This window comes from Mesorhizobium sp. B2-4-2, from assembly GCF_006442845.1.
Taxonomy (GTDB): Bacteria; Pseudomonadota; Alphaproteobacteria; order Rhizobiales; family Rhizobiaceae; genus Mesorhizobium.
In genome coordinates, this window is record NZ_VFVM01000007.1 from 322,506 (window position 1) to 336,287 (window position 13,782).

Genomic DNA, 13,782 nt, shown 5'->3' on the forward strand with positions numbered 1-13,782 from the left:
ACTGCCTGCTGGCGCGGAGCCCCGACCGGGGTTCCGCGCCATTTTTCTCGACTTTCAGCCCTTGGTGCAGGTCGAGGCGGTGAAGGCGCCGTCGGGCTGTCTCATGATGATGTCGAACGAGGGCGGGCCCTGACCATCCAGAGTTGCCTGAGTGAGGGACAACGAGTTGCCGCCGGCGGTGTAGCCGCCGAGCGGTCCCAGCCAGGAGATCACCCCATTTGCGTCCATCTGGTAATTGTAGCCCTGCTGGGCGGTCCCGAAGGTGACTGGGCCGGTATAGACGTTTCCCTTGATGGTGATGTCGCCGAGGTTGAGGAACATGCCGAGCAGGTAGACCTCGCAATGATAAATGCCGTCGGGCATCTTGCCGTCGCTGAAGTCGGCTCGCGCCGCCCCGGTCGCCGCCGCCAGAAACAATAGGCCGGTAGAGATGCGTGAAATTCCGGATGCCATGACGTCGCTCGGTTAAGGGGCGAACTTGCCCCATTTGTGTGCCGTACCGCAATATTTGTCGCGTGCGGCCTGCGTCCGGAGATCAAAATCTAGGCATTTGGAGAAATTGGACGAAAATTAGGCAAAAACCGTGTGCGCTGCGCAAATTTCCCTCAACCAATTTTTAACCGGCCCTCACGCTTTCTCTAAGCACGATATGTCAATCCACTGATAATATTGAGCATTAACTCCTTCCACGAAACCGCCTCGGCGATTGGCATGGGGGTTGCTTCGTAGTGTTGCGTTGCAATCAATCAGCTTGGGAGTGTCAGGCATGAGGGGTAATTTCTCGACAATAACAAAAATGTTTTCGGCGGGCGTGGTCGCTGCCGGCCTGTCGATGTCGGCGCCCGCCAAGGCGGCCGACGACACGATCAAGGTCGGCATCCTCCATTCGCTGTCCGGCACGATGGCGATTTCGGAGACGACGCTGAAGGATGCCATGCTGATGCTCATCGACGAGCAGAATGCCAAGGGCGGCCTGCTCGGCAAGAAGCTCGAAGCGGTCGTCGTCGATCCGGCGTCCAACTGGCCGCTCTTCGCCGAGAAAGCGCGCGAGCTGATCTCCAAGGACAAGGTCGCGGCGGTGTTCGGCTGCTGGACCTCGGTGTCGCGCAAATCGGTGCTGCCGGTGTTCTCGGAACTCGACAACATCCTGTTCTATCCAGTCCAGTATGAGGGCGAGGAGAGCGAGCGCAACGTGTTCTATACGGGCGCGGCGCCGAACCAGCAGGCCATTCCGGCCGTCGACTATCTGATGAGCGAGGATGGCGGCTCGGTGAAGCGATGGGTGCTGGAAGGCACCGACTATGTCTATCCCCGCACCACCAACAAGATCCTCGAGGCCTATCTGAAGGCCAAGGGCGTCGCGGCGGAAGACATCATGGTCAACTACACGCCGTTCGGTTTCTCGGACTGGCAGACCGAAGTCTCGGCAATCAAGAAGTTCGGTTCGGCCGGCAAGAAGACCGCCGTCGTCTCCACCGTCAACGGCGACGCCAACGTGCCGTTCTACAAGGAACTGGGCAACCAGGGCATCAAGGCCGAGGACATCCCGGTCATGGCCTTCTCGGTCGGCGAGGAGGAGCTTGCCGGTCTCGACACGGCGCCGCTGGTCGGCCATCTCGCCGCCTGGAACTACTTCGAGAGCGTCGACACGCCCGAGAACAAGAAGTTCATCGCCGACTGGCACAAGTTCATCAAGAACGACAAGCGCACCACCAACGACCCGATGGAGGCCCACTATATCGGCTTCAACATGTGGGTGAAGGCGGTCGAGAAGGCCGGCACCACCGATCCGGACAAGGTGATTGACGCCATGGTCGGCGTCTCGGTGCCGAACCTGACCGGCGGCTATTCGACGATGATGCCGAACCATCACATCACCAAGCCGGTGCTGATCGGTGAAATCCAGGCCGACGGCCAGTTCGAGACGGTCTCGCGCACGGCGGGGCTGGTGATGGGCGACGAGTGGTCGGATTACCTGCCCGACTCCAAGGACTTGATCTCCGATTGGCGGGCGCCTCTGTCCTGCGGCAACTTCAATGTCGCCACCGGCAAATGCGGCGGCAAGGGCACAAACTGATCCTCCCGGGCTGGACCTTCAGGTCCATGCCCATGACCGCGAGCGTCCGGACGGTTCCTTCGCCGTCCGGACGTCCAACTCAACCCTGAAGAGTCGCCTGACGCCGATGAACCTTTTCCGCGCACTTGGCCTGACACTGCTGTTCTTGCTGGCGACGCTGTCGTCATCGGGCGCCGGCGAAGCCGATCTGCGTGGCATCATCGCCAAGTTCGCCGCCGCCAAGGGTTTTTCGGAGACGGGAGCTGTCGTTCACGACCTGGCGGCGACCGGCGATCCGGCAGTGGAGCGGCCTCTTGCGGCACTCGCCGATGGCAGTCTTTACATCCGCAAGATCGATTCCCTGGTCTTCGTCGGCAAGGAAGGCGGCGAACGGGTCCAGCTTTTCGACCCGCTGAGCGGTGAGCCATCCGGTGAAGCAGCCAAGGACGACATCACCAAGATCAAGGTCAACAACACGCTGCGCCGCACCATCCGCGATGCGCTGGGCACGCTGACGCTTGGCGCCAAGGATCCGGCCGTGCGGCTCGCCGCCGCCGACACCATGTTCAAGACGCCCGATTCCGCAAACATCGAGCCGCTCGACGCTGCGATCGCCAATGAGACGGTCGCCAGTGTCAAGACCTTGCTGGAACAGGCTCGTGCCGCGTCGATTCTGAGCTCGGATCGGCCTGATGCCGACAAGCTCGCGGCAATCGCCCTGATCGGCGCGCGCGGCGACCGCGATGCGGTATCGCTGCTCACCTCGGCAGGGGCCAATGCCTTGGGCGCAGTGCAGGAAGCCGCGACGGCGGCTATCGCCAACATCAATTCGACGCTGGCCCTGTGGGACGCCGGACAGAACATCTGGTATGGCATTTCGCTGGGCTCGGTGCTGCTGCTGGCAGCGATCGGGCTTGCCATCACCTTCGGCGTCATGGGCGTCATCAACATGGCGCATGGCGAGATGGTGATGCTCGGCGCCTACACGACCTTCGTCGTCCAGCAGGTGATCCGCACGTCGTTTCCCGGCCTGTTCGACTGGTCGCTGGTCATCGCGCTGCCACTTGCCTTCCTGGTCGCGGGGCTTGTCGGCCTCGCCATCGAGCGCGGCATTATCCGCTTCCTCTACGGCCGGCCGCTGGAGACGCTGCTGGCGACATGGGGCGTTTCGCTGATCCTGCAGCAGGCAGTGCGCTCGATCTTCGGGCCAACCAACCAGGAGGTCGGCAATCCCTCCTGGATGTCGGGTTCGTTCGATGTCGGCCAGCTTGCCATCACCTGGAACCGGCTCTGGATCCTGGTCTTCGCGCTTAGCGTCTTTGCCGTGCTGCTCTATGTGATGAAGCGCACCCCCTGGGGCCTACAGATGCGCGCCGTCACCGCCAACCGCCGCATGGCCGCCTCCATGGGCATCAGGACGCCATGGGTCGACGCGCTGACCTTCGCGCTCGGCTCCGGCATTGCCGGCATTGCCGGCGTGGCGCTCAGCCAGATCGACAATGTCTCGCCCAATCTCGGCCGTGGCTACATCATCGACAGTTTCATGGTCGTCGTCTTCGGCGGCGTCGGCAATCTGTGGGGCACGCTGGTCGGCGCCTTTTCGCTGGGCATCGTCAACAAGTTCCTGGAACCCTATGCCGGCGCCGTGCTCGGCAAGATCGTCGTGCTGGTGCTGATCATCCTGTTTATCCAGAAGCGCCCGCGCGGCCTGTTCGCGCTCAAGGGCAGGGCGGTGGAAGCATGATGTCGGGACGCTTCTTCGCCGCGGGCGCGGACCGCCGCATCGCCATCACCATCCTCATCCTGCTCGCGGCCGCGATCGTCGGCCCTCTGCTCAATCTTGCTGTGTCACCGACGAGCGCCTTCTACGTCCCGCCCTATATCGTGGCGCTGACCGGCAAATATCTCTGCTACGCGCTGCTTGCCTTGGCGCTCGATCTTGTCTGGGGCTATTGCGGCATCCTCTCGCTCGGCCACGGCGCCTTCTTCGCGCTCGGCGGCTACGCGATGGGCATGTATCTGATGCGCCAGATCGGCTCGCGCGGCGTCTATGGCAACCCGATCCTGCCTGATTTCATGGTATTCCTGAACTACAAGGAGCTGCCCTGGTTCTGGACCGGCTTCGACCATTTCTGGTTCGCCGGCCTCATGGTGCTCGCGGTGCCCGGCCTGCTCGCCTTCGTCTTCGGCTGGTTCGCCTTCCGCAGCCGCGTCACAGGCGTCTATCTCTCGATCATCACACAGGCGATGACCTATGCGCTGCTGCTCGCCTTCTTCCGCAACGACATGGGCTTCGGCGGCAACAACGGCCTGACCGATTTCAAGGACATTCTGGGCTTCAACGTCCAGGCCGACGCGACCCGCTCGGCGCTGTTCGCGGCCAGCGCGGTGATGCTTGCGCTCGGCGTCTTCGTCACCTGGGCGATCGTCGCCTCCAAATACGGCAAGCTGCTGATGGCGGTGCGCGATGCCGAAAGCCGCACCCGCTTCCTCGGCTGGCGGGCTGAGAATGTGAAGTTGTTCGCCTTCACGGTTTCAGCTGTCATGGCCGGCGTCGCGGGCGCGCTTTACGTGCCGCAGGTCGGCATCATCAATCCGGGCGAATTCGAACCCTCCAATTCGATCGAGGTGGTGATCTGGGCGGCGGTCGGCGGGCGCGGCACCATCATCGGGCCGATCATCGGCGCGCTGCTGGTCAACGCCGGAAAATCCTGGTTCACCGGCGTGCTGCCTGAACTGTGGCTGTTCGCACTCGGAGGCCTGTTCGTCGCCGTGACGCTGCTCTTGCCGAAAGGCATCATCGGCATGTGGGATAGCCGGCGCGGCAACGCCAAGGCGCTGCGTGCGGCATCGTTGGCCGAGGAGGCCGGCGCCGATGGTGAAATCGCGCCATCCAAAGTCGTGCAGGCGGCGGCCAGAACACCCGGCGAATGGTCCTCGTCCAGCCTCGAACCACAGCCTGCGGAGTAACGAGCGATGTCGAAGTCGAACACCATTCTCTATCTCGACGGCGTCTCGGTTTCCTTCGACGGCTTTCGCGCCATCAACAATCTGTCGCTGGTGCTCGACAAGGGCGAGATGCGCGCCATCATCGGCCCCAACGGCGCCGGCAAGACCACGATGATGGACATCGTCACCGGCAAGACACGGCCCGACGAGGGCGAGGTGTTCTTCGACGGCCAGGTCGATCTCACCTGCCATGACGAGGCCGAGATCGCCATGATGGGCATCGGCCGCAAATTCCAGAAGCCGACGGTTTTCGAAAGCCATACGATCGAGGAAAATTTGATGCTGGCGCTGAAGGGGCCGCGCTCGATCTTCCCGGCGCTGTTCCATCGACGCTCGCCCGCCGAGACGCGGCGGATCGATGACATCCTCGGGACCATCCGGCTCGGCGACAAACGCGACGAGCTCGCCGCCAATCTCAGCCATGGGCAGAAGCAGTGGCTGGAGATCGGCATGCTCCTGGCGCAGGACCCGAAGCTGCTGCTGGTCGACGAGCCGGTCGCCGGCATGACCGACGCCGAAACCGAGGAAACCGCGCGCCTGCTCAAGGAGATCGCCCGCGACCATTCAGTGATCGTCGTCGAGCATGACATGCATTTCGTGCGCGAGCTCGGCGTCAAGGTCACCTGCCTGCATGAGGGCTCGGTGCTTTCAGAAGGCACGCTCGATTTCGTATCTGCCGATGAACGCGTCGTCGAAGTCTATCTGGGGAGATGAGCATGGTTTGGCGGGTGCAATTCCATCGCTTCGATCTTGCCTTCCTTCGGTTCTGGAGAAGGCGCTGACATGCTCGAAGTTTCCGATGCCACGCTCCACTACGGCGCCGCCCAGGCGCTGCGCGGCGTGTCGCTGAAGGCGGGCGCCGGCAAGATCACTTGCGTGCTCGGCCGCAATGGCGTCGGCAAGACCAGTTTGATGAGATCGATCGTCGGCCACCACAGGCTGACGAGCGGAAGCGTTGCCTTCGAGGGGAAGGCGCTCGACCGGAGCGCGGCGTATGACCGCGCCCGGTCGGGCATCGCATTCGTGCCGCAGGGCAGGGAGATCTTTCCGCTGCTCAGCGTGCGGGAAAACCTCGAATCGGGATTCTCGCCCCTGAAACGGACCGACCGCAACGTGCCGGCGCATGTCTTCGAATTGTTTCCGGTGCTCAAGCAGATGCTTGGCCGCCGCGGCGGCGATCTCTCCGGCGGCCAGCAGCAGCAGCTCGCCATCGGCAGGGCGCTGGTGATGCGGCCCAAGCTTCTGGTGCTCGATGAGCCGACGGAAGGTATCCAGCCGTCCGTTATCAAGGACATCGGCCGCGCCATCCGCTATTTGCGCGACCAGGCCGGCATTGCGGTTCTTCTCGTGGAGCAATATCTCGACTTCTGCCGCGAACTCGCCGACGAGGTCAACATCATGGACCGCGGCCAGATCGTCCATACTGGTCCTGCCGAAGATCTCGACCGGGCGGATGTCAGGAAGTTCCTGACGGTGTAAATCCATCTCCTGATGAAAGATTACTCAATCTTTCTTCAACACCCGCTGGCAGGCTCAATACTACATGCTAGTCTTCCGATGGCTTTGTGAGTCGGCCGCTTCCGTATCAGTCTGGTTTGTCGCAGATCGAGGTGGGCGACGGGCAAGTTCCGCGCAAGCATGCGTTCCTAGCATCCTCCCTGCGATCTCTGTCGTTCAACGCGTTTGGGCATACAGGCCAAGGGGCAGCCATGGAACGTTACGTCGAGGACTACCAGAAGCGGCGGCTCACAGAGCGCGTCGACATCATCACAGCCATCAACATTCTGAAGTCCCAGGGCTATGACCACGACGAGCTGATCGAGGAGATCACCAAGGTCTTCTATGTCGACCTCGATGCCTTCAATGAAATTGTCATGGCGGCGTAAAAGCCGCATTCGGCCATTCAACAATGATGGGCACGGCATTGATGCGCTTGGTCAGCTAGCGCGCCGGAATGGAGAGGCGGTGACGCGGTTGCGGCCGCCGCGCTTGGCGGCATAGAGCGCCTTGTCGGCGGCGCTGAGCACCTTGTCGAAGCTCAGGCCCTCTTTGGTCCCGAAAGCAAAGCCGGCGCTGACGGTGCACGTCAGGGGACCGTTCTCGGTGTCGATGCGGCGCGCGGCGAACGAGGTTCGTATCGCCTCGGCCGTGTTTTCCACTGTTTCGGGCAAAGTCCGCTTCAGCACCACCGCGAACTCCTCGCCCCCCATGCGCGCGGCGACATCGGTCGGGCGAAGGTTGCCGGCAAGCTCCTTGGCGAACACTTTCAGCACCTCATCGCCCGTCGCGTGGCCGAACTGGTCGTTGATGGCCTTGAAGCTATCGAGGTCGAACACGACCACGGCGGTAAAGGCGCCGACGGGAGAATCGCCAAAGAGGTCGAACAGCGCGCGGCGGTTGAGCAGGCCGGTCAGCTGATCCGTCAGCGCGTTGCGGCGGTGATGCCCCGCCAGACGCCCCTGGTTGAGGGCCAGCGACAAGGCGCCGATGCCGGTCATGCTGGCGATGACGACGATGAGGCTGAGATCCTCGGCCCAGTTCCTTGGCGCATGGCTCAGGATCAGCTTGCCGTCCCATGCCAAAACCGTCGCGCAGAGCAGGAAGGACATGGCGGTCGCCGAATAGAGTGCGGCGGCGCCGATGGTAAGCGCTGGGGCCTCGGCGCGGCCCTTCCAGTATTCGGCGGCGGTTGCGAACAGGAGCAGGGCCGCGAACAGGTTCTCGAACATGAAGCCGAGCCCGTCATAGCCGAGAGCCATGGGCGGCAGCGCCACCGCCAGCGAAATGCCGCTGCCGATCAAAACTCTGGGGATCGGCGAGCCGCCGCTTCTGAATTGGTATGCGGCGCCCAGCATCATGGAGAAGCCGACCAGCAGCAAGGTGAAGGTGGCGATGCCGAGGCCGCGCCTGGGCGCGTTGATATAGGCGTCATAGGTGAAGACCTCGCCCACCACCAGCATGGCGCTGAGCGCCCAGGTGAGCAGGAACTTGTCGGTGCGGGCGGTGAGCCATGTGCCGAACAACGTCAGGCTCAGGCAGGCAGCGGAGAAACCGACCGCCAGCAGAAGTGAGTTGTAGTCGAGCGACATGCCCCTCGTTCCTTGCCCGCGACGACCCTGCAGCCTGACGTTGCTGGAGTCATGACGCAAGGAAGTGTCGATAAGGTTACGATCGCGGCGAAAAAGCCAAGCTTGCACGGCGTTAGAGGACTACCGCCGACAGGAGCAGAACGGCACCGACCGCCATCATCAGCAGACCCGGCCAATTCTGTGACACGCCTAGGAAACCGAGGCCGCGGCGGCGTGGCTCAAGCGTCGGGGCCTGCGTTGCGAGATTTGGCATCCGTCGATCCGAAGCTGCAGGTGCCGGATCGCTGAGCCGTCCACGCCTGAGAGCTGCGCCCGCCGTATACACAACGCCGGCGACGATGAGAAACGCACCGATAAGGATGACAGCCATCCTTCCTCGCTTTTCTGCTGGTTTTCCCGCGCGGGAACCCGCCACCAAGGCAAAACGATGATGACGCCTTGAGGTTCCGACAGAGGCTGTTGACGCCGGCAATTCATGCAAATGGAGATAGCCGCAGAGGCTTGCCGCTTAGCTGGTTTCTGTCACTCGCTTCATCAGCGCCATGGCGCCGAAGGGCGCGCGCACCTTGCCCTCGGTGATGAAGTAGACGAACACGTCGCGCGGTTGCACCGGCGCGTCGGTGGCAGGGTCGGCGCGCCGCAAATCGGCCGGCTGCTTGCCTTCCGCCCAAACCTTGGCCCGCGCCGCCCATTCATCGAGGCCTTTTGGCGTGTAGCAGTCGGGATTGTCATCCGAGCCGGTCTGCAGCCGCGCATAGATGAAATCGCCGGTGATATCGGCGATATCAGGATATTTTGCGTGATCGGCATAGACGATGGCCGCCTTGTATTTGCGCGCGAGCGCCGGGAATTCCGGCACGATGAAACTGTCGTTGCGAACTTCGAGCGCGTGGCGCAACGCGATACCGTCTTGGCTTTCCGGCAACAACTTCAGAAACGCCTCGAAATCGTCGGGATCGAATTTCTTGGTCGGCGCGAACTGCCAAAGGATCGGTCCAAGCTTGTCGCCCAGCGCGGCGACGCCGGAGCCAAGGAAACGCATCATCGATTCACCTGCTTCGCCCAGCACGCGGCGGTTGGTGACGAAGCGGTTGCCCTTCAGCGAATAGACGAAACCGTCGGGGGCCTCATTGGCCCATTTGACGAAGGTCGGTTCCTTGAAGCTGGAATAGTAGGTGCCGTTGACCTCGATGCTCGGTACCTGCCGGCTGGCGTATTGCAACTGCTTGGCCTTGGGGAGTTTTTCCGGGTAGAAGGACGTGTCCCATGGCTCGAAGGTCCAGCCGCCCATGCCGGCGCGGATTGTTCCCGATTTGCTCATTGTCGTCCTCCCGTTTCAGAAATCTGGCCGCGTTCAGAAAAATCAGGCCGCCGTGACCTCGTCGACCGGCTTGGCCATGTCGACGAGCACCCATCCTGGCCGGTAGGGATTGGGCCGGCGACCCGTTTCGCGATAGCCGTAGGCCAAATAGAGCGCGATGTTGCGCTCCATTTTCGCATTGGTGTAGAGCCGCACCTCCGGCACGCCCCACAGGCGCGCCTGCTGATCCGCATGTTTCAACAATGCGATGCCGAAGCCCTTGCCCTGAAATCCTGGCGCCACCGCGACGGAGAAGATCATCGCGTGGTCTTCGTGCCGCTCCAGGACGATCAGCCCGGCCAGGTCGCCGCCGCTCTCCAGCAGCCAGGCCTCGCCGCGTTCGATGCGCGGCGCATAGTCTTCGGTGACCGGGATCGGCGGCGCGCCCAACAGCGCGGTGTAGGGCGCGTAGGCATCCGTGGTCAGAGTCATGACGGCGGTGACATCCGGGGCGAGGGCTTTCCTGATCTTCATTCCGGAGGTTCCCAACGCCAGCCCGCCATCACTCCGCTGCTTCGCGCTTGCCTCCGGGGCGTCGCTCCAGCAATTCCTTGAGGAATTGGCCGGTGTAGCTGCGTTTTTCGCGCACGATCGCTTCCGGCGTGCCGGAGGCGACCAGCTCGCCGCCGCCGTCGCCACCCTCGGGGCCGAGGTCGAGCACCCAGTCGGCGGTCTTGATCACTTCGAGATTGTGCTCGATCACCACCACCGTGTTGCCCTGGTCGACCAGTTCGTGCAGTACTTCCAGCAGCTTGGCGACATCGTGAAAGTGCAGGCCAGTGGTCGGCTCGTCCAGGATATAGAGCGTCTTGCCGGTCGCCTTGCGCGACAGCTCCTTGGCGAGTTTTATCCGCTGCGCCTCGCCGCCCGACAGCGTCGTCGCCTGCTGGCCGATATGGATGTAGCCGAGGCCGACCTGCTTCAGCGTGTCGAGCTTGTCGCGCACGCCGGGCACGGCGGCGAAAAAATCGACGCCTTCCTCGACCGTCATGTCGAGCACGTCGGCGATCGACTTGCCCTTGAACAGCACGTCGAGCGTCTCTCTGTTATAGCGCTTGCCGTGGCAGACGTCGCAGGTGACGTAGACGTCGGGCAGGAAGTGCATCTCGATCTTGATAACGCCGTCGCCCTGGCAGGCCTCGCAGCGGCCGCCCTTGACGTTGAAGGAGAAGCGGCCCGGTTGGTAGCCGCGCGCCTTGGCTTCCGGCAGGCCCGCGAACCAGTCGCGGATCGGCGTGAAGGCGCCGGTATAGGTGGCGGGGTTGGAGCGCGGGGTCCGTCCGATCGGCGACTGGTCGATGTCGATGACCTTGTCGAGGAACTCCAGGCCCTCGATGCGGTCGTGCTCGGCCGGATGCTCGCGCGAGCCCATGATGCGGCGCGAGGCCGCCTTGAACAGCGTTTCGATCAGGAAGGTCGATTTGCCGCCGCCCGATACGCCTGTGACGGCGGTGAAGGTGCCGAGCGGAATTTCGGCGGTGACGTTCTTCAGATTGTTGCCGCGTGCGCCGACGACTTTCAGGCGGCGGTTCTTCTTCGCCTCGCGGCGAACCGCAGGTGTCGCCACTTCGAGCTCGCCCGAAAGGTATTTGCCGGTGATCGAATTCGGGTTGGCCATCACCTGCTGAGGCGTGCCCTGGGCAATGATTTCGCCGCCATGGATGCCGGCGGCCGGGCCGATGTCGACGACGTAGTCGGCATGCAGGATGGCATCCTCGTCATGCTCGACCACGATGACCGTGTTGCCGATGTCGCGCAGGTGCTTCAGCGTGTCGAGCAGGCGCGCATTATCACGCTGGTGCAGGCCGATCGACGGTTCGTCCAGCACGTAGAGCACGCCGGTGAGGCCGGAGCCGATCTGCGATGCCAGCCGGATGCGCTGGCTCTCGCCGCCCGACAGCGTGCCGGAATTGCGCGACAGGGTGAGATAATCGAGGCCGACGTCGTTGAGGAAGCGCAGCCGCTCGCGGATTTCCTTGAGCACGCGCACGGCGATCTCGTTCTGCTTGTCGTTGAGCTGCGCCGGCAGGTCGGTGAACCACTGGTCGGCCTTGCGGATCGACTGTTCGGTCACTTCGCCGATGTGCTTGCCCGCGATCTTCACCGCCAGCGCTTCCGGCTTCAGCCTGTAGCCACGACAGGCCGGGCAGGGGGTGGCCGACATGAAGCGCTCGATCTCCTCGCGCATCCAGGCGGATTCGGTCTCTTTCCAGCGCCGCTCGAGGTTGGGGATGACGCCCTCGAAGGTCTTGGTCGTCTTGTAGGAGCGCAGGCCGTCATCATACTGGAAGGTGATCTCGCGCTCGCCGGTGCCGCGCAGGATGGCTTCCTGGGCTTCCCTGCTCAAATCCTTGAACTTGTCGCCGAGCTTGAAGCTGTAAGCCTTGCCGAGCGCCTCCAGCGTCTGCACGTAGTAGGGCGAAGTCGATTTCGCCCATGGGCTGACGGCGCCATCGCGCAGCGAGACGTTCTCGTCGGGAACGACCAGATTGGGATCGATGGCGCGCTGGCTGCCCAGCCCGTCGCAGGTCGGGCAGGCGCCGAACGGGTTGTTGAACGAGAACAGCCTGGGCTCGATCTCGGGAATGGTGAAACCGGAGACCGGACAGGCGAATTTTTCCGAGAACAGGATGCGCTCATGCGTCTCGTTCTTCGATTTGTTGACCGAATCCTCGCCCGTCTGACTGGCATCGAGCGGCTTGTCGGCGAACTCCGCCACCGCCAGCCCCTCCGCGAGCTTCAGCGCGGTCTCCATGGAATCGGCAAGGCGCGTTGCGAGGTCGCCGCGCACGACGATGCGGTCCACGACCACGTCGATGTCGTGCTTGTATTTCTTGTCGAGTGGCGGCACGTCCGCGATCTCGTAGAAGACGCCGTCGACCTTGACGCGCTGAAATCCCTTTTTCTGCAGCTCGAGCAATTCCTTGCGGTACTCGCCTTTGCGGCCGCGCACGATCGGCGCCAGGATGAACAGGCGCGTGCCTTCCTCGACCGCCAGCACGCGATCGACCATCTGCGACACCGTCTGGCTCTCGATCGGCAGCCCGGTGGCCGGCGAATAGGGTACGCCGACACGCGCGAACAGAAGCCGCATATAATCGTATATCTCGGTGACGGTGCCGACCGTCGAGCGCGGGTTTTTCGAGGTGGTCTTCTGCTCGATGGAGATGGCCGGCGAAAGGCCGTCGATCTGGTCGACATCCGGCTTCTGCATCATTTCGAGGAATTGCCGCGCATAGGCGGACAGGCTCTCGACATAGCGGCGCTGGCCTTCGGCATAGATGGTGTCGAAGGCAAGCGACGATTTGCCGGAGCCCGACAGGCCGGTCATGACGATCAGGCTGTCACGCGGCAGGTCGAGATCGACATTCTTCAGATTGTGTTCGCGCGCCCCGCGAATGGAAAGATATTTATGGTCGGCCATTGCCGGTCGCCGCCTCAGATCTGGAATTTGTGGGATCGGCGGGTTTTCCCCGGCCGTCCCCTATGTAGGTATTTTTGCCGCCGCGTCGAGAGACGCCACAATTCTCGACCAAATCGTTTAACCGTCTTTCGCACGAACGGGCAAGCGGAAAGAACAAAGACCGAACACGCTCCTGACAAAAGCGGTGGAGCAGGCGGCGTGGTTCCCATCAGGGGATATGTCGCTCGATCACAATTTTTCCGATCGGACATCGAGCGGTTGACGTCCCCGGCTGAGGGGAGCAGACTCCACACGTCAATGAAGCCGGCTGTCTTTCGATGGCCTCGCCGCCCAAAGGCGGCCTGCGAGACGCCGCGGGCTACTGCGATCAGTGCTTCTGACGACGATTGTCGCAACGGACACAGGAGTGGAGCATGACGCCACCGGACAGTCCCTTGAGGCTCCAGCAGTGACTGGAGCCGCGGCAGGGATGAATGCCAGGGAGACGCGAGCGCCTTCCGACGTGACCCTGCCGGATGCACCAAAATCAGAGACTACTGGTCGGATCGTCGGCTGAACGCCGCGAAGCATCCGAAATCCAAAGCCGGTAAAACATTCCCGGCGAAAGATTGGATTATAGATCCAGAAAAGCCCCGTCTGTTTGCTAAAAGCACGGCGGGGCTGCTCTTTTGGGGGAACGCGCAGGTACTGACGGCCCGCGACATGTCGGCTACCGCGGCGGTTTGATCCCGCCGGCGCCGACATCGACCGTGATGCTGCCAGAAATCGTCGGCCGTGAACTATCCGCAAGCCATTGATTTGGCTTTTTGATCCGGGCCGATTGTGGCTTTGGAATTGCAGGATT

12 protein-coding genes are annotated in these 13,782 nt (G+C 62.6%); 6 read left to right on the top strand and 6 right to left on the bottom strand.

All coding sequences use genetic code 11. The features are described 5' to 3' along the window. Positions 1–54: 54 nt before the first annotated feature. Positions 55–453, bottom strand: a complete 399-nt coding sequence (locus FJ942_RS18305; protein WP_140498872.1) for a hypothetical protein — start codon at positions 451–453, stop codon at positions 55–57. Between the two features lie 313 nt (positions 454–766). Here FJ942_RS18305 and urtA point away from each other — a divergent pair, with 313 nt between their 5' ends. From urtA to FJ942_RS18335, 6 genes are all read left to right on the top strand, one after another. Further along, positions 767–2,077: an urea ABC transporter substrate-binding protein gene (gene urtA, locus FJ942_RS18310; RefSeq protein WP_140515298.1), complete on the top strand. Its 1,311-nt coding sequence runs from the start codon at positions 767–769 to the stop codon at positions 2,075–2,077. A gap of 106 nt (positions 2,078–2,183) precedes the next feature. After that, on the top strand, positions 2,184–3,800 hold the full coding sequence (gene urtB, locus FJ942_RS18315) for an urea ABC transporter permease subunit UrtB (protein ID WP_140898486.1): 1,617 nt from the start codon (positions 2,184–2,186) through the stop codon (positions 3,798–3,800). Continuing rightward, positions 3,797–5,026: an urea ABC transporter permease subunit UrtC gene (gene urtC / locus FJ942_RS18320; protein ID WP_140898488.1), complete on the top strand. Its 1,230-nt coding sequence runs from the start codon at positions 3,797–3,799 to the stop codon at positions 5,024–5,026. Before urtB ends, urtC begins: the two co-directional genes overlap by 4 nt. 6 nt (positions 5,027–5,032) lie before the next feature. After that, a complete protein-coding gene (gene urtD, locus FJ942_RS18325) occupies positions 5,033–5,779 on the top strand; it encodes an urea ABC transporter ATP-binding protein UrtD (RefSeq protein ID WP_140564487.1) in 747 nt (248 codons plus the stop codon). 69 nt (positions 5,780–5,848) lie between these two features. Continuing rightward, positions 5,849–6,544: an urea ABC transporter ATP-binding subunit UrtE gene (gene urtE / locus FJ942_RS18330; RefSeq protein ID WP_140898490.1), complete on the top strand. Its 696-nt coding sequence runs from the start codon at positions 5,849–5,851 to the stop codon at positions 6,542–6,544. A gap of 230 nt (positions 6,545–6,774) precedes the next feature. Beyond that, positions 6,775–6,951, top strand: a complete 177-nt coding sequence (locus FJ942_RS18335) for a hypothetical protein (RefSeq protein WP_140498860.1) — start codon at positions 6,775–6,777, stop codon at positions 6,949–6,951. 51 nt (positions 6,952–7,002) lie between these two features. Here FJ942_RS18335 and FJ942_RS18340 read toward each other — a convergent pair whose 3' ends face one another. The 5 genes from FJ942_RS18340 to uvrA form a co-directional block, all read right to left on the bottom strand. After that, entirely contained in the window at positions 7,003–8,154 is a 1,152-nt protein-coding gene (locus FJ942_RS18340) for a GGDEF domain-containing protein (RefSeq protein WP_140898492.1), read from the bottom strand. A 112-nt stretch (positions 8,155–8,266) separates the two neighbouring features. Beyond that, positions 8,267–8,524, bottom strand: a complete 258-nt coding sequence (locus FJ942_RS28855) for a hypothetical protein (protein WP_140498856.1) — start codon at positions 8,522–8,524, stop codon at positions 8,267–8,269. A 138-nt stretch (positions 8,525–8,662) separates the two neighbouring features. Then, positions 8,663–9,475: a DUF72 domain-containing protein gene (locus FJ942_RS18350; RefSeq protein WP_140525358.1), complete on the bottom strand. Its 813-nt coding sequence runs from the start codon at positions 9,473–9,475 to the stop codon at positions 8,663–8,665. A gap of 42 nt (positions 9,476–9,517) precedes the next feature. Continuing rightward, the gene (locus FJ942_RS18355) at positions 9,518–9,988 is read right to left on the bottom strand and encodes a GNAT family N-acetyltransferase (protein ID WP_140498852.1); all 471 of its coding nucleotides are present in this window, start codon (positions 9,986–9,988) and stop codon (positions 9,518–9,520) included. A 28-nt stretch (positions 9,989–10,016) separates the two neighbouring features. Continuing rightward, on the bottom strand, positions 10,017–12,938 hold the full coding sequence (gene uvrA, locus FJ942_RS18360; protein ID WP_140898494.1) for an excinuclease ABC subunit UvrA: 2,922 nt from the start codon (positions 12,936–12,938) through the stop codon (positions 10,017–10,019). Positions 12,939–13,782 lie beyond the last annotated feature (844 nt).